This is a genomic window from Moorena sp. SIO4A5, from assembly GCF_010672005.1.
Classification (GTDB): domain Bacteria; phylum Cyanobacteriota; class Cyanobacteriia; order Cyanobacteriales; family Coleofasciculaceae; genus Moorena.
This window is the reverse complement of record NZ_JAAHHZ010000089.1, coordinates 1-26,626: the sequence shown is the minus strand read 5'-3', so window position 1 is coordinate 26,626 and position 26,626 is coordinate 1. Positions and strand designations below refer to the sequence as shown.

Genomic DNA, 26,626 nt, shown 5'->3' with positions numbered 1-26,626 from the left:
AATCGGGAATCGGGAATCGGGAATCGGGAATCGGGAATCGGGAATCGGGAATCGGGAATCGGGAATCGGGAATCGGGAATCGGGAATCGGGAATCGGGAATCGGGAATTGGGAATCGGGAATCGGGAGTAGAGGGCAGAAAATTGACTGTAGCTCATCTAGAAATTATCAGACTCATTCGGATATTTTTTTAGGGTTATGCTAGATCAGCAATACTTTTGATTATATACACAACATCCTATAGCAGTAAATCTAAATTATAGGTCATAAACTGGCAGTTTTATTGTTAAGATAACTAACCATAATTACTTAATTATTATACTCCTCAATATTGTTGAGATATAATCTAAAATTGTATGGCTGAGCAAACGCTAATGAATTACTAATTATTGGGTAAATAATTTATAATTAATTTGGAATGACGCGATCCTCCAAATTCTTAATTCCTGGATCACGTTGGTTCTATCGAACTAAGGTAAATCCGTTTAATAACATTATTTATAGTAAAATTGTTTGTTGTCGTTTGTCTTTTATACAAAATTAATTAAAAATTAACTATATAGCGTTTATCCTACTTATGAGGTACAATTTTTTACCGATTCCCGATTCCCGATTCCCGATTCCCTACTCCCGATTCCCTACTCCCGATTCCCGATTCCCGATTCCCTACTCCCAATTCCCAATTCCCTTAAATGATTATTCAAACCCTACCTAAAAACGTAGTTCATCTAATTGCTGCTGGGGAAGTGATTGATTCAATAGCCGCAGTGGTGCGAGAACTAATCGAAAATTCCCTTGATGCTGGGGCAAGTCGGATTACCGTTTCCCTGTGGACTGAGCAATGGCGGGTACGAGTGGCAGATAATGGCACAGGGATGGAGGTGAAGAATTTGCAAAAAGCGGCTTCTGCTCACAGTACTAGCAAAATCTCTAGTAGTGATGATCTGTGGAAGATTACTAGTTTGGGATTTCGTGGGGAAGCGTTGCATAGTTTGGCGGCTGTGGCAGAGTTAGAAATTTTGAGCCGATGCTCAGGAAATAGTCAGGGGTGGCGAGTGCTCTATAATTCCCAAGGTGAACTGCGTCAGATTGAAACTGCTGCGATCGCACCCGGTACGATTGTGATAGTGTCTAATTTATTTGGTAAGTTGCCCGTGCGTCGTCAGGGTTTACCGGCGATGGCACAACAGTTGCGTGCTGTCCAAACCATTATTCATCAACATGCTCTGTGTCATCCTAGGGTGAGCTGGCAAGTGGAGCAAAATGGACGTCCATGGTTTAATCTTTGTCCTGGTCATACTGCCCAACAGATTCTGCCTCAAATTATCAAGCACTTAAAGGAAAGTGATTTGCAGCCGCTAACGGTAGAGGTGCCGATACCGGATTCGGGAACAGAACAAGAACAGGATAAAAGCACTAAGGGAAATCTCGGAAATGGTTTGATGGAGCTAGTGTTAGGATTACCGGATCGATGCCATCGCAGACGTCCAGACTGGGTAAAGGTAGCGACTAATGGACGGATTGTGCGATCGCATGAATTGGAACAAACCATGATCACAGCATTAGCTCGAACCTTGCCTCGCGACCGCTATCCCATTTGTTTCCTGCACCTGCGGATTTGTCCGAGTCAAATCGACTGGAATCGTCATCCAGCCAAGACCGAAATTTACTTACACTCGGTATCCTACTGGCAAGAGCAAGTTGCTGAAGCTATCGAGCAAGCTTTGCGGATCACCCCAGCCACTCTCCCAGAAGCGATTCACTCGAACAGGGTAAAACAGTTACTCAAAACATCGGAAGCTAGAGGAGGTTACACCACTAGTCGTTCAATTGAAGTGATACCAGCCACTCAAGAAATTACTGACAAAACTGATAGCAAAATTGATAGCAAAACTGATGATATTGGGCTAATTCAACTGCGAGCCATAGCTCAAGTTCATAATATGTATATCGTAGCAGAGCATCCCACCGGTATTTGGTTAATTGAACAGCACATTGCCCATGAACGGGTGTTGTATGAAGAATTATGCGATCGCTGGCAGTTAGTCCCCTTAGAACCTCCCATCATTCTCCAGCAGTTATCCCCTAAGCAGGTGGAACAACTACAGCGGATTGGTTTAGAAGTTGACCCCTTTGGAGAAGAGCTGTGGGCAGTACGGAATGCACCAGAACTGTTGCGCGAGCGAGACGATTGTGCCAAAGCCCTATTAGAGCTGAGTTTAGGAGGAGACTTACAAACCGCTCAAGTAGCAACTGCCTGCCGCAGTGCAATTCGCAATGGTATCCCTCTAAGTTTATCACAAATGCAGCAGTTATTAGATCAGTGGAAAAAGACTAGAAACCCTCGCACTTGTCCCCACGGGCGTCCCATTTATTTATCGTTAAAAGAGTCTGCTCTTTCCCGTTTTTTCCGCCGTCATTGGGTGATTGGGAAAAGTCATGGGATATAAGGAAGGGTTGGTAGGTTAGCAAGTTGTTCGCGTAGCGTGGCCTTTTGGCCAAGGTTGGCAAGTTAGCAAGTTATCAAGTTAGCAAGTTAGCAAGTTGAAGGTTAGCAAGTTAGCAAGTTGAAGGTTAGCAAGTTATCAAGTTGAAGGTTAGCAAGTTATCAAGTTGAAGGTTAGCAAGTTATCAAGTTAGCAAGTTGAAGATTATTAAGTTATCAAGTTAAAGGTTATTAAGTTGGCAAGTTAGCAAGTTTGTAAGGTTAAAACTTGCTCATTAATAATAGCAGTGTTCATAGTAATGAGGTACACAGGATTTTTTCCCCTCTTCCCTGCTACTCTTCTCTCCTTTTCTCTGCTCTTCTCTGCTCTTCTTTCTTCTCCCCCCGCGCCCCCGCCCCACACTCCCTGCGCCCCCGCCCCACACTCCCCACACCTCCCACACTCCCGACTCCCGACTCCCAACTCCCCAAAACCATTAAGAACTGCCATAAAATGGCATAATTGCCTGATGCCTCAATCAATAATAGGGTAATCAAAGATAATGTGAAGGTAATCCACATCTGTTACCTTCAGGCCATGACCGAAGGACCAAACCGCGATCAGACTAGTCGTCTGGTATTATTCATTACCCTCTGGCTCAGCTTGTTTGTTTTATCAGTCAAGGTGTCAGCAGCTTGGGCTACCCAATCGCTCAGTCTGATGGGGGAATCCCTGTTCACCCTATTAATTTGCTTTAATACCCTTATCAATTTGCTGATGATCACTACCTATGACAATTCGCCAGATCTGTCAGTCTATGGTCATGGTAAACGGGAAACGGTGATTACCTTTGTGCTAATTGCCTTTTTCGGCTTTGCTGGGGGAAATTTGTGCTTACTCTCCTCTCAGCAGTTACTAACTCTGATTCAGGGAGGAACCTTAACTATTCCTGTCCGGCTCAGTTTACCCTTAATACAATTGTTGGGAGCAGTATTAGCCATGAGCCTTGGTTGGTCTTGCCTGATGATTTACCAAGCTAAAGTGGTCAGGAGTCCTACCCTACGCTTTCAGGCCGCTCAAATGCTTCAGGATGTGGGCTTAACTATACTAGTACTCGGTGGGCTTTGGGGGGTTTCCCGAGGTTTCCTATGGCTGGATCCACTGTTGAGTAGTGTGCTGGTGCTTTTTGCCGGGGCAAATTGTTGGCAAGTTATCAACTGGCAATTGCCCCTGCTAGTCAAACAAACTCCCATTGATCCAGAAGCGATCGCTAACATAGCCCATCAAGTTGGAGGTGTCACTCGCTGTGATCAAATTCAGTGCCGGGGTGTTGTAGGACGCTTCATGTATGTTGAAATGCATTTGGTAGTGCATCCAGAGTTCTCAGGAGTCATTTCCCTGATTGCTGAACGGATTCAGGGGGGAATTCAAGAACGCTACGGACCAGTACAAGCTATTTTCCACATCGATGATGACTTAACCGAATCCATACGATGGAATGGCTCGAACCGTAACCAACAAATCAACGGTAAAGATGAAGCAGATGGGGAGTAGGGAGTCGGGAGTCGGGAGTCGGGAGTCGGGTAGTGGTTTAGCCCAGGTCTGGTCAAGGTTTCGGGAGCTAAAATCACGAATTGTTTACCACTACCGACTTTTTGCCTCTTGCCTCTTGCCTCTGTTCCCCTCCTGGGAGGGGTTAGGGGTGGGTTCCTCTGTTCCCGATTCCCCATTCCCGATTCCCCATTCCCGATTCCCCATTCCCGATTCCCTATTCCCGATTCCCTATTCCCGATTCCCTATTCCCTAAAATAAACTAATCTACTATAATAGTTTATTGCCCAAAAATTAATACTTAAGCAGACAGCTGCTAAAGTAAACAGAATGTAGGTCGGAGCCATCACTACTCCAATCATCAACCAACTATAAACATGGAATAGCATGGCCAAAGCTGGGATGCACGCAACTAAAGCAGCTTTCCGCACCTGAACTTGGGGATAACCAATCACAGTAAAGATGATAGTTTGTAAGGTCAGGAGCAAGTTAGCAGGAACTAAAATGGCACAGATGGCTACACAATGGTTACGGGAGAAATCACATAGGATATTAAAATCAAACATTTTAAAATTGCTAACATTATCCTTTTCAGTTTATAGTTAAAGGTTGCTGGGAATTGCTCAATATAGTATTTACAAATCTCCCCCCTCTCCCCACACTCTTCCCCCTACTCCCTACTCCCTACTCCCTACTCCCTAAAAAACTAATCAAGGGGATAGGCCATCCGATAGGGATCAACAATCTGGTCAAACTCAACAGCAGAAACATAGCCTAATTCTAGGCAAGCTGCTTTGAGGGTAAGGTTCTTCTCAGAAGCATGGTGCGCCACTTCTGCAGCTTTGTCGTAACCGATGATTGGACTCAAAGCAGTGACTAGCATCAGGGACTGTTCCAGGAAATACTGGATTTTCTCTCGATTCGGTTCGAGTCCCTTCAGCAGGAAGTCTGTGAAATTGTTGCAGCTGTCAGCAAGTAGATGGACAGATTGGAGCAAGTTGAACACAATCATGGGCTTAAAGGTATTCAACTCAAAGTGCCCCTGAGCACCAGCAAATGCGATCGCACTATCGTAGCCCATCACCTGAGTAGCTGCCATAGTCATCGCTTCGCACTGGGTCGGATTAACTTTTCCTGGCATAATCGAAGACCCTGGCTCATTGGATGGCAGCTTCAGTTCCCCAAATCCGCAGCGTGGTCCACACCCTAGGAAACGGATATCATTAGCAATCTTCAATAACGAGCACGCTAGGGTTTTCAGGGCACCGCTAGCCATAACCATGTCATCATGAGCTGCTAGAGCCGCAAACTTGTTAGGAGCAGACACAAAGGGCAAGCCAGTCAACTTAGCAATATGCTCAGCAGCCTTTTCTGCAAACCCCTTGCCAGCATTTAACCCAGTCCCGACCGCCGTTCCACCAATCGCCAACTCGTATAAGCCAGGAAGCACAGAGTCGATCCGTGCTAAATTAGCATCTAGCTGGGCAACGTAACCGGAAAACTCTTGACCCAAGGTTAACGGTACAGCATCTTGAAGGTGAGTGCGCCCAATTTTCGCTATATTATCCCATGCTTTCGCTTTCTCCTCTAGAGCATCCCGCATTTTCTTGACCTTGGGCATCAGTCGCTCATGAAAGGCTACCGCTGACGCGATGTGCATAGCTGTGGGAAAGGTATCATTAGAAGATTGGGACATATTGACGTGGTCATTGGGATGAATTGGGTTTTTGCTACCCATCACCCCCCCAGCTAGTTCAATCCCACGATTAGCAATCACCTCGTTCACGTTCATGTTGCACTGGGTACCACTACCAGTCATCCAAACACGGAGAGGGAAGTGACCGTCTAGCTGGCCTTCGATCACCTCAGTTGCTGCTTCAATGATTAACTTAGCTTTATCCTCTGGTAATTTACCCAGTTCAGAGTTAGTCAGAGCAGCCGCTTTTTTCAGAATAGCCATCGCTGTTATGACTTCCGGGGGGATAAAGTCTTGTCCAATCGAGAAATATTTTAGCGATCGCTGAGTTTGAGCGCCCCAATACCGATCAGCAGGAACTTCGATTTCCCCCATACTATCGGTTTCTATTCGCATCTTAGTCATCAGTGATATCAACTCCCCTTGGTTCCTTCGTTTATGGTATAGCACAGGGAGTAGGGAGTAGGGAGTAGGGAGTAGGGAGTAGGGAGTAGGGAGTAGGTATGCATGGCTTTTATCGTAGTTCATGCTATGTTTAAAATAGCGATAGATATCAGCAATTTTGGTAACCGTTTATGGCTATATTAAAACTTGATTATGATTTCCCAATAAATCCTGAACCCTAATCTTAATTTATCATAAACACCAAAACTAATCGGCTCTAGTTTATTCAGTAACCTGTTATATTTGTCTAGATTACCTCTTACAATTAGGTTAAACTCAATAGAGTTTTTTCTAGGAATTGTCAGATAATTCTAAATTCTAAATTCTAAATTCTAAATTCTAAATTCTAAATTCTAAATTCTAAATTCTAAATTCTAAATTCTTAATTCTTAATTCTAAATGATGGAAGAATGGTTAAATTACAAGGAGTTTCGGTTTGAAGCTGCTCATCGCCTTCCCCATCATGACGGCAAATGTAGTCGGTTACATGGCCATAGCTGGGTGGGGCGAGTATATGTCAAAGGTAATCAACTGATTGAGGAGGGTTCCAAACAGGGGATGATAATGGACTATGGAGATATCAAGACCTATGTCAAGCCTCTGTTAGATAACTTTTTGGATCATTATTACCTCAATGAGACAACTGGCTTGGAGAATCCTACTAGTGAAGCGATCGCCAAGTGGGTTTTTGAGCGACTTGAAGAAGCAGGTTTACCAGGATTGTATGCCGTTGAAATTCAAGAAACCTGTACCTCTGGTACGCGATACATGAAACCTAATATCAAGTCCGGTTGAATAGCGATAATTAATGGGAGGGTGGGGAGATGGGGAGATGGGGAGATGGGGAGATGGGGAGATGGGGAGATGGGGAGATTTTTATTAAGGGTAATTATCCTGAGTCAAGAACTTAGTTACCCGAATAGGAGTTGCCAACCGACAAATGCGATCGCTAAATCAGCAAGAACATGACTAAGATAACCAGACCAGATGGAACGGTAGGTTAGATAGCACCACGACCATACCGCTCCAGCCATGAACACCCCTAATGACCCAAGGATGACCACCAGCCAATCCTGGGTGTAAAACGTTAAAGCAATAATATGATGGAGGGTAAACAGCAATGCACAAAGCAATACTGACCCAAGTCCCGGGATTAGAATCTGGCACTTGCTCCAGACAAACCAACGCCAGATATACTCTTCCAGGAAGGCATTAATCAAAGTCCAATACATCGCCCCGAGTAGGTAAATGTATGCACTAGTTATGCCGACTTCTTGGGCTTTAGTGCGAAGATCCGTCTGATCAATCCAGTGCTGACCGAAAAGCCAATAAGCCCCAAGGATGATCCCAAACATCAACAGTCCCAAAATAGTTCCAGTCAACAACTCCTGCCGCTTCGGCCAGGATATACGTAACTTGCCACGATCCACCCAGAAAAACCAAGCAAGAGGCAGTGCGAGTAACCAGACTTTGCAACATGAGAATACTGCCTGCCCTAATGATCCTGGAGCAATATATAGTGCCATTGCTACACCGATACTCCCAGCAGGAACTAGCAGTAGCAGAGCCAATAGGGGATGTTTACCAGAGTGAGTATTGAGCATTGGAAATTCTCCGGTGATAACTTTATTGGTTATGCTAGAAGCTTTGCTGGAAACTATCGGTAAGTTCTGTGCCAGTTGTACAAGTTTCCTAAGGGGATCCCTAGGATAACGTCATTCCTTTGAACCTTTGTGCCATACTGCCCTCTTCCTTAGCCATTGCTTCGCTTATGTATATTTCATGCTGAGGCAGTGGAATCACAATTCCCTCTTGTTCAAATCTTTCTTTTATAATTCGGCTGATGTCACAATAGGCAGTCCAATAATCCTCTCTCTTAGTATAGACCATAAACCAAATGTTAACAGCATATTCAGCCAATTCACCGGTGTCGATCCAAGGTCCTGGGTCTTTCAATACTAAAGGATGAGAGTTGGCAATATCGTTAAGAACTTGGATCGCTTGAGTAATACTATTGGCGTAGCTGACCCTTACCGTGATAAAGATAGCGCGGACGGGGCTACTGGTTTCATTCTCGATAACGTTACCCCAGACTGAATTGTTGGGCACAATAATAATTTTATTTTGATAAGTCTTGATGGTGGTACAAATTAAGTTAACATCCTGAACATTACCTCTTACTCCAGCTACTTCAATCATATCGCCAACGTCGAAAGGTTTATAAAGCAAAATCATTAACCCATTGGCAAAATTACCGAGGGTACTTTGGAACGCAAACGCTACCACAAAACCAGCAGCTCCAATCATAGCAATCAGTGGTCCAATACTGACCTCTAGGGCAGTAATCCCTAAAATAATACCCACCACAAATAATCCTTGGCGGGTGATAGTAACCAAGAACTGACCCAGCATAACTGAGATATTTGGGAACATTCCCAAAGATTTCTCGAGGAGTGTACTTAAGATCACCGAGAGGATGCTAAAGCCAGCAATAATTCCTATACATTTGCCAATGTTATTCGCCCAGCGCAGACCTCCTTCTTTAGACTGGAGCCAGCCAACAATGGTAATCCAGGTTCCTTGAGTGTCAGTTACGTCTACCTTAATCCCACTGATGGCATTGACGTATTTTTTGTACAACTCGACATCACCACCTTTAGTGTCCAGCTCTTCAAGTACCACCTCAAAGCGATCGCTCAAACCAGCCCGTTCATCCCGCAGTTTGGTGATGTTGACCAGTACTTGCTTTTTAACTTCGGTCTTGGCCTCTACCGCTTCTTCTATCTTTTCTTGAGCTTTTTCCAGTCCCTGTTCAGTCTTTTTCTGCTGTTGTTCATCCGTAACGACTTTGTTGCTAATTGTCCCAATCTGCTCTTGAACCTTACCAACTTCCTCGTCTGAGGTTTTGGCTTTATTTTTATCCTCTTCCGTACTTTCAACTGCTTTATCAATCGCCCCTTGCAAGGTTTTATCCTGCTGGGTTTTTTCTTCTTCTTTTACCGCTTCTTCTACTGACTCCTGAGCTTTTTCGAGAGCTTCCTGTGCTTCTTGTGCAGCGTCTAAAGCTTCAACAGAACCTGATGGTGATGGCTCAGTCTCTATTTTTTCTTTAGTGTCTGTTACTTCCTCAAGAGCCTTTTTGGCATCTTCTAGGGCATCAACAGCTTCCTTAGATTGTTCAAGCTCTCGATTTTTGCGCTTGACAGCAATTTCCGCATCGCTGAGTTCTTTAACTTTAGTTTTAAGCAAGAACATCCACCCCTCAGCTTCACCATCCAGCTCATCCTTAGTCAAGGGCTTGAGCATTAGCTCTAGCTCCTCAATCGGAATAGTTGGATCTGCAGTTGTAACTGCTTGCTGATTGGGTGCATTAGTGCTTTGTTGAGCTTGGACAGGTAACCACCATGCCCCAACGATTAAGAGACTGCCAAACAAAATGCTAATTTTCTTTTGTCGGTAACGAATCATTAGTTTTTCGTGTTGATAAGACGTTAATGAAGAGGTAACGTGTATAGTTTGGTTCACTGTTGAGTGTGAACCAGCGATGCAGCGCGGTCTTGGGGGTTTCCCCCGGAGACAAAACCTTAGATAGTGGAGCCTTTATAGTTAGCAGGTTATGCAGAAAAGGGTTAAATATTTTTTAATAAGGCTCCACTATCTTACGGTAAATTCAAACCATGAGCGACTGCATCAAGACAATGAAGATGCAACCTGTATAGTTTGGTTCACTGTTGAGTGTGAACCGTTCAGTGTGAATAGTTGCTCCCCGATTACCCTCCGAAGATCGGCAGGGCTGTAACTATTGCTCGATCTAGACTGAGGGGGGTAGAGCACCAGAGGAGCGGATCGGAATTTTCCGCAAATATTGGGGATTTTAACAGAATTTATGCCTTTCTAATTCTCTGTATCTAACCAAGAAATGAAGAGCCGGGGGCAGTCAATAGTGGCTGCATCTCACTGTCTTGATCCCAAGCGCGAGTGGGGGAAACCACGGCAGTTGCTCATAGAGGTTCCCCCTATGACCGCGCTGGCTCCCCAAGACCGTGCTACCTCGCTGCATCGCTTTTGGAAAAATACGACCATTGAAGGCTAAAACACTTGTCCAGTTCCTTGAGTTATAGATTTACAACCTTAAGATGCACCTGTGAATAGTGAAAATTTTACACTCAACTATAAATAGTTAACAATGCATAGATAGCCTTTTATTGGCTCAAATCAAGGGATATCCTTATTTTTGACCAACATTTTTCATCCAACTTACATCTTGGACAAAAATTTTGGCCAATCTTCCCTGAGCACCGACTATGATTTTATCATATCTTTATTTACCTGGCTGCTAATTAAAGCATCCTTTAACCAACATTCCGCACTTCACCGTGTAGTACGTAATTATCACGATTTATGTGTAGCCTATAAAACATAGCTAATTATATAATTAAATATTAATATGTAAAAAATCCCCAAGGTACACAGGATTAGCGTATTACTTTGCATACTACAAATTAATCTGCGGAATGTGGGGTTTAACCCTTGGGGAGAGAGCTATGGAGCGCAAGGAGTTGCTATCTGGGCATAACTTCTTCTAGGGGAAGGTCATTGTCTTTAAACCTTTTTGCCATACTGCCCTCTTCCTTAGCCATAGATTCGCTAATGTATAGTTCCTGTCTCGGCAGTGGGATCACAATTCCCTCTTGTTCTAATCTTTCTTTTATAATTCGATTGATGTCAGGATAGACAGTCCAGTAATCCTCTGTCTTAGTATATGCTTTAAACCAAATCTTAACAGCATATTCAGCCAATTCACCGGTCGTAATCCAAGGTTCTGGGTCTTTCAATACTAAAGGATGAGAGTTAGCAATATCTTTAAGAACTTGGCTCGTTTGAGTAATACTATTTTGGTAGCTGACCCTTACTGTGATAAACATAGCGCGGACGGGGCTAGTGGTTTCATTCTCGATAACGTTACCCCAGACTGAATTGTTGGGCACAATAATAATTTTATTTCGAGGAGTCTTGATGGTGGTGCAAATTAAGTTAACATCCTCAACCTCTCCTTTTACCCCAGCTACTTCAATCATATCCCCCACGTCGAAAGGTTTATAGAGTAATATCATTAACCCATTGGCAAAGTTACCGAGGGTACTTTGTAACGCAAATGCTACCACAAAACCAGCAGCTCCAATCATAGCGATCAGTGGGCCAATACTGACCTCTAGGGCAGTAATCCCTACAATAATACCCACCACAAATAATCCTTGGCGGGTTAGACTAACCAAGAACTGACGCAACATCACTGAAATATTCGGGAACATCCACAAAGATTTCTCGAGGAGTGTACTTAAGATCACCGATAGGATGCTAAAACCAGCAACGATTCCTATACATTTGCCAATGTTATTCGCCCAGCGCAGACCTCCTTCTTTAGACTGGAGCCAGCCGACGATGGTAATCCAGGTTCCTTGAGTGTCGCTTACGTCTACCTTAATCCCACTGATGGCATCGATGTATTTTTTGTACGACTTGACATCACCGTCTTTAAGTTCCAGCTCTTGAAGTACCACCTCAAAGCGATCGCTCAAAGCAGTGCGTTCATCCCGCAATCTGGTCATGTTGACCAGTACTTGCTTTTTAACTTCGGCCTTCGCCTCGACCGCTTCTTCTATGTTTTCTTTGGCTTTTTCCAGTCCCTGTTCAGTCTTTTTCTGCTCTTGTTCATCCGTAACGACTTTGTTGCTAATTGTCCCGATCTGCTCTTGAACCTTAGCAACTTCCTCTTCTGAGCTTGAGGTTTTGGCTTTATCTTTCTGCTGTTGAGTACCTTCAACTGCTTGATCAATCGCCCCTTGCGAGGTTTTATCCTGCTCGGTCTTTTCTCCTTGTTTGACTGCTTCTTTTACTGACTCCTGAGCTTTTTCGAGAGCTTCCTGTGCTTCTTCCGCCCCCTCTTTAGCTTTTACGCCACCTGATGGGGATGGCTCAGTCCCTTCCTCAAGAGCCTTTTTGGCATCTTCTAGGGCATCAACAGCTTCCTTAGTTTTTTGAAGCTCTCGATTTTTGCGCTTGACAGCAATTTCCGCATCGCTGAGTTCTTTAACTTTAGTTTTAAGCAAGGACATCCACCCCTGAGCTTCACCATCCAGCTCATCCTTAGTGAATGGCTTGAGCAATAGCTCTAGCTCCTCAATCGGAATAGTTGGATCTGCAGTAGTAACCGCTTTCGGAATAGTTGAATCTTCAGTCGTAACCGCTTGCTCATTGGGTGAATTAGTGGTCTGTTGAGCTTGGACAGGTAACCACCATGCCCCAACGATTAAGAGACTGCCAAACAAAATGCTAAATTTCTTTTGTCGGTAAAGAATCATTGGTTTTTCGTGTTGATAAGACGTTAATTAGGTGCCCTTGACCTATTAAGAATTAAATTCGCCAAGGTCAAGCGCACCTGAAGATGTAACCTGTACAGTTTGGTTGACTTTTCAGTGTTAATCAAAGAAGATATAAGGTGTATAGTTTGGTTCACTGTTCAGTGTTAACCGTTAACTGTCAACAGTTGCTCCCGAGCTTACCACCGGAAGATCGGCACAGCTGTAACATTGCTCGATTTAGACTGAGGGGGGCAGATCTCAAGAGGATAGGAGCTGAATTTTCCCCAACTCTTCGGGATTTTGACATAATTTATCCCTTAATAATCCTCTATATCTAACCCTAAAAAGAAGATCCCGGGGCAATCAATAGTTAACGGTTAACAGTTAACTGTAAACAGTCAAAAAGGTATAGATAGCCTTTTATTGGATCAAATCAAGGGATGTGCTTATTTTTGACCAACATTTTTGGCAAACAAACACCTTGGACAAAAATTTTGCTTTGCCCAATCTTCCCTGATCAACGACTAGGATTTTATCACATTTTTATTTCCCCGAGTGTTAATTTTTGTTTCCATCATCCATGGCTTATGGTTTAATATCACTTTGAAAACGTGCGGAATTAGCAGCTTCTGCCGCAGCCACATCCCCTTTTCCAAAAAAGGCAGGAAAGGGTTTAGGGAGCTCTAGTGCCCGTTGAGTTGCAGGTCGGGCATCAATACGGTCAAACCAGCCTTGAAGGTTTTTCAGCCCATCCACCGATACTTTCGCCCAGTAATAAGCTCGTGCCCAAGGATAAGTGGCCATATCTACAATAGTGAACTCATTGCCAAGGATGTAAGTTTTCCCCTCAAGCTGCTGATCCAAGACTTCCAGTAGCCTTCGTGATTCTGACCCATAGCGCTTGATGGCAAATTCATCACGATGCCCTTGAGGTTCTGCAATCCGCTGAAAGTACATCGCCTGACCCATCATCGGTCCAATGCCACTCATCTGAAACATCAGCCACTGAAGCGCTTGGGATCGAGCTTTTTCCCCCTCGGGAAGGAACTTTTGATATTTCTCAGCTAGATACCAAAGAATCGCACCCGACTCAAAAACCACAAAATCGTCATTACCACGATCCACGATGGTCGGGATGCGCCCATTGGGATTAAGAGATCTGTACCAGTCTGATTTCTGTTCTTTTTTGGAAAAGTCAATATAGGTCATCTCATAGTCCACCTCTGCTTCTTCAAGAAAGATCAGCGGCTTCCATCCGTTCATAGTCGATGCAGTGTAAAGATGAATCTCAGCTTGTTTCGTCATGATTTTTCTTTGGATGAGATATTGACGCTTGAGTTAGTTTTAATGAGCTTTGGAGCACGGAGCAGACAGAGGCTTCGCCACTTCAACACCTAAATCATGGTCGGGGTCAAGAAACACCATCTTTAGGTGACTGATGTACCGTTCTCGGTCAGCGTCAAATTGTGGATTTTTGATGACGTTGTAGCACGCGAAATGGGGCAATTCCTCGAAGCCACAAAACTCATGGCTCTTACGCATGGGCAGCAGCACCTCTTGTAGTGAGAGTCCTTCAAAAAAACTATTGGGATTATTAAAGACGTCGGCGGGCGCATTCCATGTAGTAGACAGCATGAATTTCTTGCCATTCATCAGGCCACCCGATCCGTATGAGCCATTACTGTGCCCGAAAAACTCACCATAGGCGTAGACATCGTCTATGTAACGCTTTAGGGTTGACGGCATCATGAACCAGTACACTGGGTACTGAAAAATGACCCCATCAGCTTGCTTGAATTTCGCAATCTCCTCTGGAATGTTGTAGCCGTCTTCCACAACAGTGGTCAGTAGCTCGTATTGATCTTTCAATATCTCCACCGCTATCTCGAAAAGACCTTGATTGTAGCGGCCTTTAGCGAACTCCTTAGTCTCTTTGCCCAAAATCAAAAGCAGGGTTTTCATCAGACTACTTCCTCCCATCAGATAATGTGTACAGTTATTGCTTCATGTATTGCTTCATGGTAAAAATTTAAGTTACGATAGTCAACTAGTCTACGTTTAGTAACCAGGTATAAAATATGAGTTCCTTCATGGACATGGAAATAGATAGCGATGGGCATAGGCCCACGCTACGCGAACACAGCATTGACATCGAAACTGATAGTGACATCGACATCAAAACCGATAGTGATGCCATCAAGAAGGCCATTGACCCCTGTCTCAGCCCCTGTCCAATCGAGCGTGGAATGCGGATTTTGGGTGGCAAATGGAAAGGATCGATTCTTTGGCATCTCAAGGATGGCCCGATGCGATTCAACGATCTAGCGCGCCAGATCGGCGGAGCTAGCAAAAAAATGGTGACCCAGCGACTTAGAGAAATGGAGGATACGGGCCTAGTCAACCGTAACGTAATCAGTACCAAGCCCATTGCTGTGGCCTATGAGATCACAGATTTTGGTCGCACAGCCCTGAGATTTCTGGAGGAGCTAAAGAAATGGGCAGAGGAGTATAATATCTAATCTTTTAACAGTTCTCAGTTCGGTGAGGATTATAATTAAGAATTGAGAATTAAGAATTAAGAATTGAGAATTGAGAATTGAGAATTGAGAATTGAGAATTGAGAATTAAGAATTAAGAATTAAGAATTGATAATTGATAATTGATAATTGATAATTGATAATTCGGCGTTGCTTAATAATGGAATGATTTTAAGAGTTTTGTGGAATGGGCATCTTGGTGGAACTGGCATCTTGCCAGTTTCATGCTTATTTTCGGGCGGGCAGTAGCCCACTCTACTTCTATTCATTCCTTGATTCAGCAACACCCTGCATTCTGCATTCTAAATTATTAATTCTACATTCTTCTACATTCTTCTACATTCTTAATTCTACATTCTTCTACATTCTTCATTCTACATTCTTAATTCTTCATTCTGCATTCTTCATTCTTCATTCTACATTCTTCATTCTCAATTCAACAACATATCAAACACCAAAATAAGCTGGTTCATTCCCCGGCTTCCACTTAATATTGCAACCAATACTAGGCTTTTGCTCAGAATTCACCGGTTGCGACCCTAGCACCGCATCAATAGCTGCTCGTAAATCCTTACCGGTAACTGGTATCCCATTACTAGGACGACTATCATCCAATTGACCTCGGTAAACTAGCTCTTGGTTAGCATCGAATAGAAAAAAATCTGGGGTACAAGCAGCTGTATAAGCCTGAGCCGTTTGCTGACTCTGATCATGACAGAAGGGAAAGGTAAATCCCAGCGCCTGAGCCATTTCCTTAAGTTGATCGGGAGCATCATCCGGGTAATTATCCGCATCATTAGCGCTAATTGCCACCATACCGAGATTAGCATCGGCATAGTCTTTCCCTAGCTTGGCCAATTCTCCCTGTACATGTTTAACAAAAGGACAATGACGGCAGATAAACATTACCAGTAACCCCTGCTTACCGGCAAAGGTCTCTAAGGAAATCGTCTCGCCAGACACTGCATCCGGTAACTGAAACTCTGGTGCTTTGGTACCTAAGGACAACATTGTCGAATTAACTAGTGCCATCGTTTTACTCCTAAACTATTGCGCTGAAAACTTATATTCTTATAACCTTGACTACGATATCAGATCCCAACAACCTTGACCTTTCGGCCACGCTATGGGAACAACCAACCTTCAACCAACCAACCTTCAACCAACCAACCTTCAACCAACCAACCTTCAACCAACCAACCTTCAACCAACCAACCTTCAACCAACCAATCTTGGCCAAAAGGCCACGCTACGCGAACAACAAAAAAAATGTGGTATAATAGATCAACTTCCTAGAGGTCGTTGCTTGGAAAAGGTAATCAGAAAGCAACGGAAGATTCAGGTGCCAGCGGTTACTGGTAAATAATGGGAATTACTGTTTCAGGTGTTGCAGCAAAGGCGAGTAAAGGGTGAAGATCCCTATCAAACCCTTGTCTGGCCTTTTGGCCTTTCGGCCACGCTACGCGAACGGCCACGCTACGCGAACGCACTACCCTTGGAAACCAAAACCGTTGCCCAACGGTGGAAACCCTAAGGGTTTGCAGTAGTCAATAATGGTAGAAACCCCCCCATGAACGCGCTCCATGGCTACCAAGATCAGCAGAGGGGATGGTCAGGGCGTAAATCAGATTCTGGCAGAAGCACAACCGTTGGAATAAATATGACGCTCCAACCCAAAGATTTCAATGGCAATAACAATGAATCATTAAGAATGCTAGCACGGGCGATCGCATTTTCTCAGGGACAATTTTCTCTGATTTTAGCCCGTTGTAATTATCAATCATTGCGGCAGCGCTTAACACAACAACTGACAGAACGCTACCAGATTAAGTTTCACTCCAGGGCTTTGGCCTCATCGGCTCTTAACCTCTATAGCAATGTTCAAGCGGAACTGACATCAATACTACCCGATGCCCTTATTGTTCACAATTTGGAATTAGTTAGGGATATTGATAGGTTATTGGTTTCTACCAATAATGCACGGGATGAATTTCGCAAAACCTTCCCCTTCCCCCTGGTGTTATGGGTAACCGATCAGGTCCAACACAAGCTGAGGCGAGTAGCACCAGATTTCACCAGTTGGGCTGCTACTCCCATAGGCTTTGAGATGGCAACGGATGAGTTAATTGATTTTATTGAGCAAACGGTCAATCAGGTCTATGGCAAAGTATTAAACTCTGGTGCTGGCAGATTTCTAGACAATGATGACCTGAATTTGGGCATTGGTTCGACTCGCCGCACGGAGTTAAAGTCAGCCCAGAATGAGCTAAACCATCGTAAGGTCAGATTAGACCCACGGTTAGAAGCCAGCTTAGAATTTGTTTTGGGTCGTGCCGCTGATGGGTCATCACAAGAGTCTCTAGAACATTATCAGCGTAGTTTAGCCCAATGGCAGCAGATTGAGCCAGAGGCCAGGGCAACCCAGGAAAAACCCCAAACATTCACTTCCTCATCAGAGCGGGTTGGATGCTTACTGTACTATTTAGGATTATGGTGGCGTACCTATGCTGAGAGACATCGGGCTGAGCATCAAGTCGCTTGTGGTCATGCCGCAGAGTATTATCAGCAATGTATTAAGGTCTTTGAACAGGCTGAGCGACCAGACTTAGTTGCCAAGTTTATTAATCCTTGGGCAGAGGTACTACAACGACTAGGGCAGTGGGATGAGTTGGAGGCGGTTGCTAACAAAGCCTTGACTCTCCATCAAACCTATGGTAATCCGTTTAGACTAGCGCGAGCCTATGGCTTTTTAGCAGAAGTCGCCTTATGGAAATCTGATTGGACTAAAGCGCAACAGTTAGCCCAACAGGCTCTGTTAATCTTAGAACAGGCATTGTCTGAATTGTGTACACCAACCTCATGCTCACTCGATACCGATTGTGATTGGGAGCGCTCATTTCACCAAGGTTGGTATTTATTGTCTCTAGCGCGATCGCATCGTGGGGCTGCGCGATCGCAACAGCAACAGCAGCAAGCTAAAATCCAAGACAGTCTGACAACTCTGGAAACGGCCAAAGCCAGAACCAAAGCCCAGTATGATCCAGAGCTTTACATTCGGATTTTAGAAGAATTGCGCCAGTGCTACTGCCAACAAGGTAACTATTTGACTGCTTTTCGGGTTAAACAAGAACGACGCTCCATTGAGCAGCAGTACAATTTTCGAGCCTTTATTGGTGCTGGTCGATTGCAGCCTAAACAACAGGTAACTAACCCAGCATTACCGAATCTAGACTACCACAATTCTGTGACCCCAGCCATTGCGGCCTCTGGTAGACAAGGGGATGTCAATCGCTTAATGCAACGTATGGGCCGTAGTGACCATAAACTAACGGTAATTTATGGTCAATCAGGAGTAGGTAAAAGTTCCCTTGTCCAAGCTGGGTTAATTCCCACCTTGAAACAAAAAACCATTGGCTCCCGTGAGGTATTAACGGTTTTCCAGCAAGTTTATACCGATTGGATTCCCGAATTTGGAAAAGCCTTAGCCAAGTCTCTGGCAGAAAAAAAACTGATTAAGTATCATGGTAATACTCTAGAAACAACAGCCGCAATTCTCAAGACATTCTGGGAAATAACAGAATACAATATCCTAGTGGTTTTAGTCTTTGACCAATTTGAAGAATTTTTCTTTGCGGCTAAAGACAGAAAGCAACGAATGGTTTTATATGAATTTATGAAGATCTGTTTGAATATTCCCTATGTTAAAATTATTTTATCCCTTAGAGAAGATGACCTTCATTACTTGTTAGAGTGTAACCGTCTAATTCAATTAGATGTCATTAACAACAATATTTTAGATAAAACGATTCTTTACTATCTCGGTAACTTTTCCCCAAAGCAAACTAAATCAGTTATTAAAAGCTTAACGGAACACACGGCATTTTCTCTAGAGCCAACCCTAACCGATGCTCTAGTCAAGGATTTAGCAGGAGATACCAATGAGGTGCTCCCCATTGAGTTGCAAGTGGTAGGAGCTCAGCTCCAAGCCGAAAAAATTACCACCTTAGCAGATTATCTAGCCAAAGGTCCGAAGGAAAAACTGGTTGAACGATACCTAGAAACAGCTATTAAAGACTGTGGTGAAGAGAACGAACGAATCACTAAACTTGTTTTATATTTACTGACCGATGAAAACGGGATGCGACCGCTAAAAACTCAGGCTGAATTAGCTGAAGATTTGGACTTAGAAGAGGAGCAACTGGATTTAGTAATGGAGGTGTTAGTGGGTTCTGGTTTAGTATTTGAAGTGCCAGAATATCCTGCTGATCGTTATCAGTTAGTTCATGATTATTTAGTATCATTTATTCGCCAAGGACAAGAGCCTCAAATCCTAGCGGAGTTAAAACTGACCAAAGAAGAACTAAAGCAAGCACTTCATCAAGAACAAAAGGAACGAAGACGAGCAGAAATTGCAGAAATTAAAGCCCTGAGTTCTCTATCTCAAGCTCTACTATCTTCCCACGACCAGTTAGGAGCATTGATCGCTAGTGTAAAAGCTGGTAAACGATTACTCACCACAGAGGTTGCTCCTGATATCAAACAGCAACAAGTGAATCAGCTTCAGGAAATTATCAATAACTTGCAAGAGTGCAATCGTTTGGAAGGACATGATGCGGGAGTATTTGGTGTTTGTTTAAGTCCTGATGGTAAACTAATTACCTCTGCTAGTGAAGATGGCACCATCAAGATTTGGGGAATTGATGGGAAAGCTTTGGCAAGCTGTCGGGGTCACAAGGAGCAAGTGTTTAGCATTAGCTTTAGTCCCAATGGTGAAATGTTTGCCTCTGCTAGTGCTGATAGCACCATCAAACTCTGGCAACGGGATGGCAAGTTACTGAAAACTCTCAGAGGTCATAAAAACCAAGTTTTCAACATTAGTTTTAGTCCCGATGGTAACACCATTGCTGCTGCTAGTAAAGATGGCACGATCCAGCTGTGGCATCCTAATGGTACTCGGATTAAAACCCTGACCAGGTTTGGTCCTGCTAACTTTGGGATTAGTTTTAGTCCTGATGGTAAATCCCTTGCGATCGCTAGTGAAGATGGCACTATCAAACTCTGGAATTTAGACAGTAGTTGGCCCAAAATTTTCAATCGTCATGCAAGGGGTGTCTGGAGTGTCTGCTTTAGTCCAGATGGTCGGATGCTGGCTTCCGGGAGTTCGGACGGTACCGTTAAACTCTGGAATATAGATGGCAAAGAACTCAACTCCATCGATAATTATGGCTTGCCAGTGTATCGGGTTAGATTTAGTCCCGATGGTCAAATGTTAGCACTAGCCAGTAAAGATAATCGAATTCGACTTTATAACCTTGATGGCATTAAGCTCAAGACCTTACGAGGACACAAAGGGTCTGTGTGTGGGGTAAGTTTCAGCCCCGATGGACGGCTACTGGCTTCTGCTAGTGTAGATAAAACTATCAGACTTTGGAGTCTCAAGGGCATTGGACTCAATACTCAGCAAAGCCATACTGGTAAACTTATCGGCTTTTGTTTTAATTCTACCGGTCAGCAGTATGCTTCAGCTAGTGAAGATAAAACAGTAAAACTATGGAGTCTAGACGGCACATTACTCAGAACATTTTCAGGACATGAAGCTAGTGTCAGGAGTGTCAGTTTTAGTCCTAAAGCAAAACTATTAGCCACTGCTAGTGTGGATGGTATTATTAAAATTTGGCATCTTAATGGAGCCTTACTGCAAACCTTTCCAGCCCATGGTCTGAGTATCAGGAGTCTAAGTTTTAGTCCTGATGGTAAAATCCTGGCTTCTGCGGGTAATGACAGAATCATCAAGTTGTGGGGGATTGATGATAAGTATGGACAGGATAACGGAGTACTGCTAAATACTCTCAACGGTCATCTTGCTAAAATCCTTACCATTAGATTCAGTCAGGATGGTCAGATGCTGGCTTCCGCAGGAGAAGATAAAACCATTAAACGTTGGCATCTCGATGGTAGCTTAATCGATACGATTCCAGCCCATAGTCTAAAAATTGTCTGTTTGAGATTCAGTGGGGATGGTGAAATTATGGCTTCCGCTAGTGCTGATAAAACGGTGAAACTGTGGAGTTTGGATGGTAAACTGATCACTACCTTACAAGGACATCAAGCAGGAGTTAGAGGTGTTGTTTTTAGTCCAGACAGTCAAATGATTGCTTCCGTTAGTTCTGATAGGACGGTAAAGCTTTGGACTCGTGATGGTAAGGAATTCAAAACCCTAAAAGGACATCTTGCTCCTGTGTGCAATGCCTGTTTCCTGGCTGACGGTCAAACTTTGGTATCGGTCAGTGAAGATGGTACTGCTAAAATCTGGAATATCGATGGTACAGAAATCAAAACCGTTGGCGGACCGATTAATGGCAGTACACTCCTAGGTGTAAAACCTGGACAGGGGATAGTTACCAGGGGGAGTCATACCACTAGCTGTGATTTAACCTCTGATTTAAAGAATTTATTGGTGAAGGGGTGCTATTGGATCAGGGACTATTTGAAGCATAATCCGACCTTGAGTGAAAGCGATCGCAAATTGTGTGATGGGATTTTGCCAGAACTGTTGAATGGGGAGTAGGGAGTAGGGAGTAGGGAGTAGGGAGTAGGGAGTAGGGAGTAGGGAGTAGGGAATCGGGAATTGGGAATCGGGAATTGGGAATTGGGAATTTGGTCACCTGGGTCCGCACCTTGTCAGCCCCGTGGAAACCAAGCCAGTTGCTGATCTAACTCCCCATCTCCCCATCTCCCTATCTCCCCATCTCCCCATCTTCCCATCTCCCCATCTCCCTATCTCCCCACACCTCCCACACCTCCGACACTCCCCTCTCTTTCCCTACTCCCTTTAGAGTCTAAAAATTCTCCCGATTCCGATTTGCCTGCTCCATCTTTTCTACAACCAGGTCTATGGGCATCATTCCCAATTCCCCAGCGGCACGGGTACGAATATTTAAACTGTTTGCTTCGACTTCCTTGGCACCAATCACACTCATCACCGGGATTTTAGCCTTTTCGGCATTACGAATTGCTTTACCAAGCCTTTCCCCACTGGTATCGACTTCTGCCCGTATCCCATGCGATCGCATTTTTGTTGCCATTTCCTGAGCAAAAGGCAATTGTGCGTCCCCGACTGGTAACAATCGTGCTTGTACTGGTGCTAACCAGAAGGGGAAGTCTCCCCCATACTGTTCAATCAATATCCCAGTTAGGCGCTCGATAGACCCAAAGGGGGCACGGTGAATCATAATCGGGCGTTGGCGAGTGCCATCTTCTGCCACATACTCCAAATCAAATCGTTCTGGCAAGTTGTAATCCACCTGTACCGTTCCTAACTGCCATTCCCTGTCCAGGAGATCCTGGAAGATAAAGTCCAGTTTCGGGCCATAAAATGCCGCTTCCCCTAGTGCTTCAGAGGATTCCATGCCCAAGGTATCCACAGCACGGCGAATTGCTCCTTGGGCTTTTTCCCAAGCCTGATCGGAACCAATATACTTATCCGAGGCCGGGTCACGGAAACTCAACCGTGCTTTAAAGTTCTTCAGTTGCAGACTTTTGAACACTGACAGGATTAAATCCACCACACTGATGAATTCCCCATCCAACTGATCCGGCATCACAAATAGGTGAGAATCATCCACCGTGAAACCGCGCACCCTGGTTAACCCCCCCAGTTCCCCAGATTGCTCATAGCGATACACTGTACCAAATTCTGCCAAGCGCATGGGCAATTCCCGGTAGGAGCGCAATTCACTCTTATAAATTTGGATATGGAAGGGGCAATTCATCGGCTTTAGGACAAATCCTTGTTCTGCGGCTGCTGCTTCCTCATCCTCAGCCATCATCGGGAACATATCCTCTTTATAGTTCTGCCAGTGACCGGATACCTTAAACAAGTCCACTCGACCAATATGGGGTGTCTCCACTGGTAGATAACCTCGTTTAAGCTGTTCTTGCGTGAGGAAATCTTTCAAAAGGGTACGCAAAACCGTTCCTTTCGGGGTCCACAGGGGTAATCCTGGTCCCACCGGGTCAGAAAAAATAAACAGTCCCAGTTCCTTACCCAGCTTACGGTGATCCCGTTTCAGGGCTTCTTGCTTACGGCGCTTATATTCCTGTAGTTGCTCTGGGTTTTCCCAAGCTGTACCATAAATGCGCTGGAGTTGAGTATTACTCGCATCCCCTCGCCAGTAAGCCCCAGCCACACTTTCCAATTCAATAGCCTTCGGGTTGATTTCACTGGTATTTTCCAAATGGGGACCAGCACACAAATCCCACCACTCATCCCCCAGGTGGTAAATCGAGATCGGGTCTTCTAAATCTGCCAAAATTTCCAGTTTATAGGATTCACCCAGTTCCTTGATCCGCCGTTGAGCTTCTTCCCGTGGCACCTCTTCCCGAATTACCGGAAGCTTCCGCTTAATGATTTTGACCATTTCCTTTTGGATTTTCTTCAGGTCTTGCTCAGTAAACGGTTCTGGCTGATCAAAATCATAATAAAAACCATTTTCAATCCAAGGACCGATAGTCACCTGAGCCTTCGGAAATAGCTTCTGGACGGCCATCGCCATCACATGGGAGGTCGTATGACGGAGCCTTTTTAGGGTATCGGATTCGCTAGTACGGGGCAAATGAATTTTTTCAGGCTGTTCGGAGGGTTCTGAGTTAACCATCGGTGAATGTTCTATGGAATTGAGTAACGCGCTATGACCGTAACACCAATTTTGTGCTATCCCTCTATGATACAAAGCTTAGTTTTTCGCAAAGTACATGTTTCTGGTGTAGTACTCTCTCAATTTAGTTTTGAGGGTGAGGGCAAGGGGTTAGGGGTTACGGGTTGGCTTAATGGTTTTGGTACTTAATTGATAGCACAAATGCATAGTACAAGCGTGCCTAATTGGCCAAGGTCTATTTTAGATCATGTCAGGATAATTACCCTTAATCAAAATCTGCCCCATTTAACCATCTGGCCATCAATCGTCTTTATGATGGGTATTCAACCGGACTTGAGCTTACCCCTCAATGTAAGCATTCAGCTATCAGCTTTCAGGGATCAGCTATCAGCTATCAGCTAATGGGTCCGATGCGTCGAAGCCTGTGCCACGCTACAGATGGTGCTTTTGAATAAGCGATGCCTCAGGTGCGACCCGTGGCGAATTTAATTACGGGTCAAACGCACCATTACGGTCTTGGGGAGGCAGCCCGGTCTTGGGGAGGCAGCCCGGTCTTGGGGGTCTCCCCGGAGACGAAACCTTAGATAGTGGAGCCTTTATAGTTAGCAGGTTATGCAGAAAAGGGTTAAATATTTGTTAATAAGGCTCCACTATCTTACGGTAACTTCAAACCATGACCGCGCTGCCGTGGTTCCCCCCACTCGCTATTGCCGTGGTTTCCCCCATGAGCGCTTTGCATCAAGAAAACAGGTAACCATTCCAATAATGCTGAGTTACGTCTGCTAACGGCTGACCGCTGACGGCTGACCGCACCTCAAGTAGCATCTCAAGTAGCGCATATGCTTACCCCTCAATTGAATTTTGAGGGAGTAGTAGTGTTCTAAAAGTGTTAAGGGTTATGTCACAAATTGTAAAAAAATGTAAATATAATTAAGGTAGACTATGAAAAAATAAACCCTTTTAATATCATGGATCAACCCCAGCCATCAACACCGGAGTTACTGAAAACCATATTGGAACCGCTACTAGTAGATTTTGACTACTGGTTTGAGCGATCGCTTTCGTTGTTAGAAACTGAAGATATCACCTTTTTGACCACGGAGGAACAATCTGAGCTACTCAAGCGGGTAAAGCAAGCCCAGAAGGAGGTAAATACAGCTAAAATGCTTTTTGACGCCACTAATGGTCAAGTAGGAGTTGAACTTTCTACCATGATGCCATGGCACCAATTAGTGAGAGAATGTTGGGGAGTGGCAATCCGGTTGCGATCATTGGCATCCGGTGCATCCGAGTCAGCGGCCTCAGGGAATGACTAATCTTGACGCACCTAGATTCAGGAAATGATTGAGGAAATAGTGGACTACGTTTTGTTAAGGTTAACTAACCACCTATAAAAAGCCGTTTTTTATCCCTGAGCAAGACAAGGAGTTAAAGACCAACTATTTGGTCGGGAGGACAATACGATGTTACACCTAATTTATCTAATTGCCTTTACTGTTATAGCATTTTTAGCGATTGGGAATTTAATTCGTAACCTATTAAGTTTGAGTTTTGATTCCCAGCGTTCTTTCTCAGCATCGGGAAAATCACCCGCCCAATGGGGTCGGAATCAAGTGAATGCCAATCCATCTCCTGCTAAGTCAGTACCGCACCCGGAACTGCTTGATGATAGTGGCAACCCTATCAATGAACCGCTGTTAGTGATGCGGTCAATGACCGTTGAAGACGCTCGCCAACAGTTAGACGCTATATACAATTCTTCTCCCGGTAACAGCAAGGGGAAGACAGAAGAAAACCAGTAGACATCTCCAAAAATTAACCTCAAACCCTTGTAATGCCTGGGTCAAAACCGATTTTATGGAGATGTCTAGTAGTCTATTGATTTCACGTTAGGGCTAGACAAAGGGAAAGGGGATAACCAAAACTATTTCCCCTGACCGAATTCGTGGGTGGAAAAACTATAGCGCTGCGCCCAGGCAATAGGGAATAGGGAATAGCGATGCAGCGCTGAATCCATTTTCCTTGACGAACACCATTCAATGATAAGTATTAAACCGGACTAGATCTGATTTATTTGCCATAGGCAAACCAACTTGCATTAGCACTGTAAACCCGCGTGTCTCCCCAGGTTTCCAATACATACTGAAACCCCTCTCGGTTGACATCAGTGACATCAACTTTTAATCGGAGATTTTCATCATTATCACTATCGATGTCGTTTAAAGCAATATAAACCACAGGCTCGGAAGAAAAGTTGGTATTAAACTTTTGCTCACCTGATATTCTTCGTCTGCCATCACCCTTTGATAAATTCCCTTCCCTAACAGAAATCTCTCCACTCTCCAGTTTAATCTGTGAATTAGCCACTTCTTCGATACTGCGAGAGATAGTAATCAGCTGATTACTATCTTGAGTTAAGTTATTTATCCGTTCAACTATATCTCCCAAGGCTACTGGGTCTGATTCTAGAAGAGCATTAAGTTTTTTCTCTATAGTAGAAGCGTTGATATCTAAGCTTTGTACCTTACTATTTAGATAGTGAGCTTGTTTTTGATAGTCTTGAGTTTGGGCTTTGATAGTTTGAGTTTGTTGCTGAAGAACTTGCAGATCAACTCGGTTATCAAATAGAGAATTGTTTATACGTTTGTTGAGTTTCTTAAGTTGTTCTTCTTGATCTTTGATATGTCCTTTTACCGAACTATCAACAAGACTAGACATAACTACAAAACCACTGACGGTGGTCAATAGGGTAGTGAAAACCAACAAGGCAATCACGAGGTGAAATTGTGTTCTGAATTCCTTCCTGAGTTCCTCAGCTATTTTTGGGGAAAATAGTTGTAATTCTGTATAAATTAAAGCTCTGATATCTGTAGAGCGCTTATCCAGATAACTTCGGTAGGTATCTAGTTCTTTCTTGAGATCATCTCGTTCGCTTCTTAGGCGATCGATAGTTT

The 26,626-nt window shown here is 44.1% G+C and carries 24 protein-coding genes; 12 read left to right on the top strand and 12 right to left on the bottom strand.

Going from position 1 to position 26,626, the window contains the following annotated elements; all coding sequences use genetic code 11:
• The first annotated feature begins 576 nt into the window (after positions 1-576).
• Together F6K57_RS23670 and mutL are read left to right on the top strand one after the other, a co-directional pair.
• Positions 577-714: a hypothetical protein gene (locus F6K57_RS23670; protein ID WP_293027671.1), complete on the top strand. Its 138-nt coding sequence runs from the start codon at positions 577-579 to the stop codon at positions 712-714.
• Positions 692-2,449 (top strand): DNA mismatch repair endonuclease MutL, encoded by a 1,758-nt coding sequence (gene mutL / locus F6K57_RS23665; RefSeq protein ID WP_293071022.1) that lies wholly within the window; start codon positions 692-694, stop codon positions 2,447-2,449. Before F6K57_RS23670 ends, mutL begins: the two co-directional genes overlap by 23 nt.
• A 329-nt stretch (positions 2,450-2,778) precedes the next feature.
• Here the strand turns inward: mutL and F6K57_RS23660 are convergent, their stop codons facing one another.
• Positions 2,779-3,006, bottom strand: coding sequence for a hypothetical protein (locus F6K57_RS23660; RefSeq protein WP_198954364.1), 228 nt, complete (start codon positions 3,004-3,006; stop codon positions 2,779-2,781).
• A 16-nt stretch (positions 3,007-3,022) separates the two neighbouring features.
• On the opposite strand from F6K57_RS23660, the gene F6K57_RS23655 reads away from it, so the two are divergent.
• Together F6K57_RS23655 and F6K57_RS23650 are read left to right on the top strand one after the other, a co-directional pair.
• On the top strand, positions 3,023-3,979 hold the full coding sequence (locus F6K57_RS23655; RefSeq protein WP_293027682.1) for a cation transporter: 957 nt from the start codon (positions 3,023-3,025) through the stop codon (positions 3,977-3,979).
• Positions 3,960-4,232: a hypothetical protein gene (locus tag F6K57_RS23650; protein WP_293071019.1), complete on the top strand. Its 273-nt coding sequence runs from the start codon at positions 3,960-3,962 to the stop codon at positions 4,230-4,232. The genes F6K57_RS23655 and F6K57_RS23650 overlap by 20 nt, the downstream gene beginning before the upstream one ends.
• Here F6K57_RS23650 and F6K57_RS23645 read toward each other — a convergent pair.
• Positions 4,222-4,542 carry a hypothetical protein gene (locus F6K57_RS23645; protein WP_293027688.1) on the bottom strand — a complete coding sequence of 107 codons (321 nt, stop codon included), beginning with the start codon at positions 4,540-4,542 and terminating at the stop codon, positions 4,222-4,224. The genes F6K57_RS23650 and F6K57_RS23645 overlap by 11 nt on opposite strands.
• Before the next feature lie 140 nt (positions 4,543-4,682).
• Complete coding sequence (gene fumC / locus F6K57_RS23640) at positions 4,683-6,077, bottom strand: class II fumarate hydratase (RefSeq protein WP_293071025.1); 1,395 nt, start codon at positions 6,075-6,077, stop codon at positions 4,683-4,685.
• 441 nt (positions 6,078-6,518) lie between these two features.
• On the opposite strand from fumC, the gene queD reads away from it, so the two are divergent.
• On the top strand, positions 6,519-6,911 hold the full coding sequence (gene queD / locus F6K57_RS23635) for a 6-carboxytetrahydropterin synthase QueD (RefSeq protein ID WP_293048125.1): 393 nt from the start codon (positions 6,519-6,521) through the stop codon (positions 6,909-6,911).
• A gap of 21 nt (positions 6,912-6,932) precedes the next feature.
• A complete protein-coding gene (locus F6K57_RS23630; protein ID WP_293048116.1) occupies positions 6,933-7,085 on the top strand; it encodes a hypothetical protein in 153 nt (50 codons plus the stop codon).
• On the opposite strand, the gene F6K57_RS23625 is transcribed toward F6K57_RS23630, so the two are convergent.
• The 5 genes from F6K57_RS23625 to F6K57_RS23605 form a co-directional block, all read right to left on the bottom strand.
• Positions 7,028-7,720, bottom strand: a complete 693-nt coding sequence (locus F6K57_RS23625) for a CPBP family intramembrane glutamic endopeptidase (protein WP_293048119.1) — start codon at positions 7,718-7,720, stop codon at positions 7,028-7,030. The genes F6K57_RS23630 and F6K57_RS23625 overlap by 58 nt on opposite strands.
• Before the next feature lie 100 nt (positions 7,721-7,820).
• Positions 7,821-9,641: a mechanosensitive ion channel domain-containing protein gene (locus F6K57_RS23620; protein WP_293071016.1), complete on the bottom strand. Its 1,821-nt coding sequence runs from the start codon at positions 9,639-9,641 to the stop codon at positions 7,821-7,823.
• Positions 9,642-10,678: 1,037 nt separating this feature from the next.
• A complete protein-coding gene (locus F6K57_RS23615; RefSeq protein ID WP_293071014.1) occupies positions 10,679-12,478 on the bottom strand; it encodes a mechanosensitive ion channel domain-containing protein in 1,800 nt (599 codons plus the stop codon).
• Positions 12,479-13,063: 585 nt separating this feature from the next.
• Positions 13,064-13,783, bottom strand: a complete 720-nt coding sequence (locus F6K57_RS23610) for a glutathione S-transferase family protein (protein ID WP_293071012.1) — start codon at positions 13,781-13,783, stop codon at positions 13,064-13,066.
• Between the two features lie 39 nt (positions 13,784-13,822).
• Positions 13,823-14,440 (bottom strand): NAD(P)H-dependent oxidoreductase, encoded by a 618-nt coding sequence (locus F6K57_RS23605; RefSeq protein ID WP_293071010.1) that lies wholly within the window; start codon positions 14,438-14,440, stop codon positions 13,823-13,825.
• 116 nt (positions 14,441-14,556) lie between these two features.
• On the opposite strand from F6K57_RS23605, the gene F6K57_RS23600 reads away from it, so the two are divergent.
• Complete coding sequence (locus F6K57_RS23600; RefSeq protein WP_293071008.1) at positions 14,557-14,997, top strand: helix-turn-helix domain-containing protein; 441 nt, start codon at positions 14,557-14,559, stop codon at positions 14,995-14,997.
• Positions 14,998-15,462: 465 nt separating this feature from the next.
• On the opposite strand, the gene F6K57_RS23595 is transcribed toward F6K57_RS23600, so the two are convergent.
• Complete coding sequence (locus F6K57_RS23595; RefSeq protein WP_293071006.1) at positions 15,463-16,047, bottom strand: thioredoxin family protein; 585 nt, start codon at positions 16,045-16,047, stop codon at positions 15,463-15,465.
• Positions 16,048-16,094: 47 nt separating this feature from the next.
• Here F6K57_RS23595 and F6K57_RS23590 point away from each other — a divergent pair, with 47 nt between their 5' ends.
• The 3 genes from F6K57_RS23590 (at position 16,095) to F6K57_RS23580 (ending at position 21,583) form a co-directional block, all read left to right on the top strand.
• Positions 16,095-16,295: a hypothetical protein gene (locus F6K57_RS23590; RefSeq protein WP_293071004.1), complete on the top strand. Its 201-nt coding sequence runs from the start codon at positions 16,095-16,097 to the stop codon at positions 16,293-16,295.
• A 107-nt stretch (positions 16,296-16,402) separates the two neighbouring features.
• On the top strand, positions 16,403-16,549 hold the full coding sequence (locus tag F6K57_RS23585) for a hypothetical protein (RefSeq protein ID WP_293071002.1): 147 nt from the start codon (positions 16,403-16,405) through the stop codon (positions 16,547-16,549).
• A gap of 36 nt (positions 16,550-16,585) precedes the next feature.
• Positions 16,586-21,583: a tetratricopeptide repeat protein gene (locus tag F6K57_RS23580; protein ID WP_293071000.1), complete on the top strand. Its 4,998-nt coding sequence runs from the start codon at positions 16,586-16,588 to the stop codon at positions 21,581-21,583.
• On the opposite strand, the gene F6K57_RS23575 is transcribed toward F6K57_RS23580, so the two are convergent.
• A complete protein-coding gene (locus F6K57_RS23575; RefSeq protein WP_293070998.1) occupies positions 21,492-21,680 on the bottom strand; it encodes a hypothetical protein in 189 nt (62 codons plus the stop codon). The genes F6K57_RS23580 and F6K57_RS23575 overlap by 92 nt on opposite strands.
• 174 nt (positions 21,681-21,854) lie before the next feature.
• A complete protein-coding gene (thrS, locus tag F6K57_RS23570) occupies positions 21,855-23,672 on the bottom strand; it encodes a threonine--tRNA ligase (RefSeq protein ID WP_293070996.1) in 1,818 nt (605 codons plus the stop codon).
• A gap of 968 nt (positions 23,673-24,640) precedes the next feature.
• On the opposite strand from thrS, the gene F6K57_RS23565 reads away from it, so the two are divergent.
• Together F6K57_RS23565 and F6K57_RS23560 are read left to right on the top strand one after the other, a co-directional pair.
• Positions 24,641-24,988, top strand: coding sequence for a DUF2605 domain-containing protein (locus tag F6K57_RS23565; protein ID WP_293019781.1), 348 nt, complete (start codon positions 24,641-24,643; stop codon positions 24,986-24,988).
• Positions 24,989-25,135: 147 nt separating this feature from the next.
• A complete protein-coding gene (locus F6K57_RS23560) occupies positions 25,136-25,474 on the top strand; it encodes a DUF2973 domain-containing protein (RefSeq protein ID WP_293044052.1) in 339 nt (112 codons plus the stop codon).
• 268 nt (positions 25,475-25,742) lie between these two features.
• On the opposite strand, the gene F6K57_RS23555 is transcribed toward F6K57_RS23560, so the two are convergent.
• Positions 25,743-26,626: H-type lectin domain-containing protein (locus tag F6K57_RS23555; RefSeq protein ID WP_293070994.1), on the bottom strand; the 884-nt coding region annotated here is incomplete at its 5' end.

Excerpts from the sequence above, each read along its gene's own strand:
- F6K57_RS23670 (WP_293027671.1), top strand. The coding sequence starts at position 577 with ATGAGGTACAATTTTTTACCGATTCCCGATTCCCGATTCCCGATTCCC.
- mutL (WP_293071022.1), top strand. The coding sequence starts at position 692 with ATGATTATTCAAACCCTACCTAAAAACGTAGTTCATCTAATTGCTGCT.
- F6K57_RS23660 (WP_198954364.1), bottom strand. The coding sequence starts at position 3,006 with ATGTGGATTACCTTCACATTATCTTTGATTACCCTATTATTGATTGAG.
- F6K57_RS23655 (WP_293027682.1), top strand. The coding sequence starts at position 3,023 with ATGACCGAAGGACCAAACCGCGATCAGACTAGTCGTCTGGTATTATTC.
- F6K57_RS23650 (WP_293071019.1), top strand. The coding sequence starts at position 3,960 with ATGAAGCAGATGGGGAGTAGGGAGTCGGGAGTCGGGAGTCGGGAGTCG.
- F6K57_RS23645 (WP_293027688.1), bottom strand. The coding sequence starts at position 4,542 with ATGTTTGATTTTAATATCCTATGTGATTTCTCCCGTAACCATTGTGTA.
- fumC (WP_293071025.1), bottom strand. The coding sequence starts at position 6,077 with ATGACTAAGATGCGAATAGAAACCGATAGTATGGGGGAAATCGAAGTT.
- queD (WP_293048125.1), top strand. The coding sequence starts at position 6,519 with ATGGAAGAATGGTTAAATTACAAGGAGTTTCGGTTTGAAGCTGCTCAT.
- F6K57_RS23625 (WP_293048119.1), bottom strand. The coding sequence starts at position 7,720 with ATGCTCAATACTCACTCTGGTAAACATCCCCTATTGGCTCTGCTACTG.
- F6K57_RS23615 (WP_293071014.1), bottom strand. The coding sequence starts at position 12,478 with ATGATTCTTTACCGACAAAAGAAATTTAGCATTTTGTTTGGCAGTCTC.
- F6K57_RS23610 (WP_293071012.1), bottom strand. The coding sequence starts at position 13,783 with ATGACGAAACAAGCTGAGATTCATCTTTACACTGCATCGACTATGAAC.
- F6K57_RS23605 (WP_293071010.1), bottom strand. The coding sequence starts at position 14,440 with ATGAAAACCCTGCTTTTGATTTTGGGCAAAGAGACTAAGGAGTTCGCT.
- F6K57_RS23600 (WP_293071008.1), top strand. The coding sequence starts at position 14,557 with ATGAGTTCCTTCATGGACATGGAAATAGATAGCGATGGGCATAGGCCC.
- F6K57_RS23595 (WP_293071006.1), bottom strand. The coding sequence starts at position 16,047 with ATGGCACTAGTTAATTCGACAATGTTGTCCTTAGGTACCAAAGCACCA.
- F6K57_RS23580 (WP_293071000.1), top strand. The coding sequence starts at position 16,586 with ATGAACGCGCTCCATGGCTACCAAGATCAGCAGAGGGGATGGTCAGGG.
- thrS (WP_293070996.1), bottom strand. The coding sequence starts at position 23,672 with ATGGTTAACTCAGAACCCTCCGAACAGCCTGAAAAAATTCATTTGCCC.
- F6K57_RS23565 (WP_293019781.1), top strand. The coding sequence starts at position 24,641 with ATGGATCAACCCCAGCCATCAACACCGGAGTTACTGAAAACCATATTG.
- F6K57_RS23560 (WP_293044052.1), top strand. The coding sequence starts at position 25,136 with ATGTTACACCTAATTTATCTAATTGCCTTTACTGTTATAGCATTTTTA.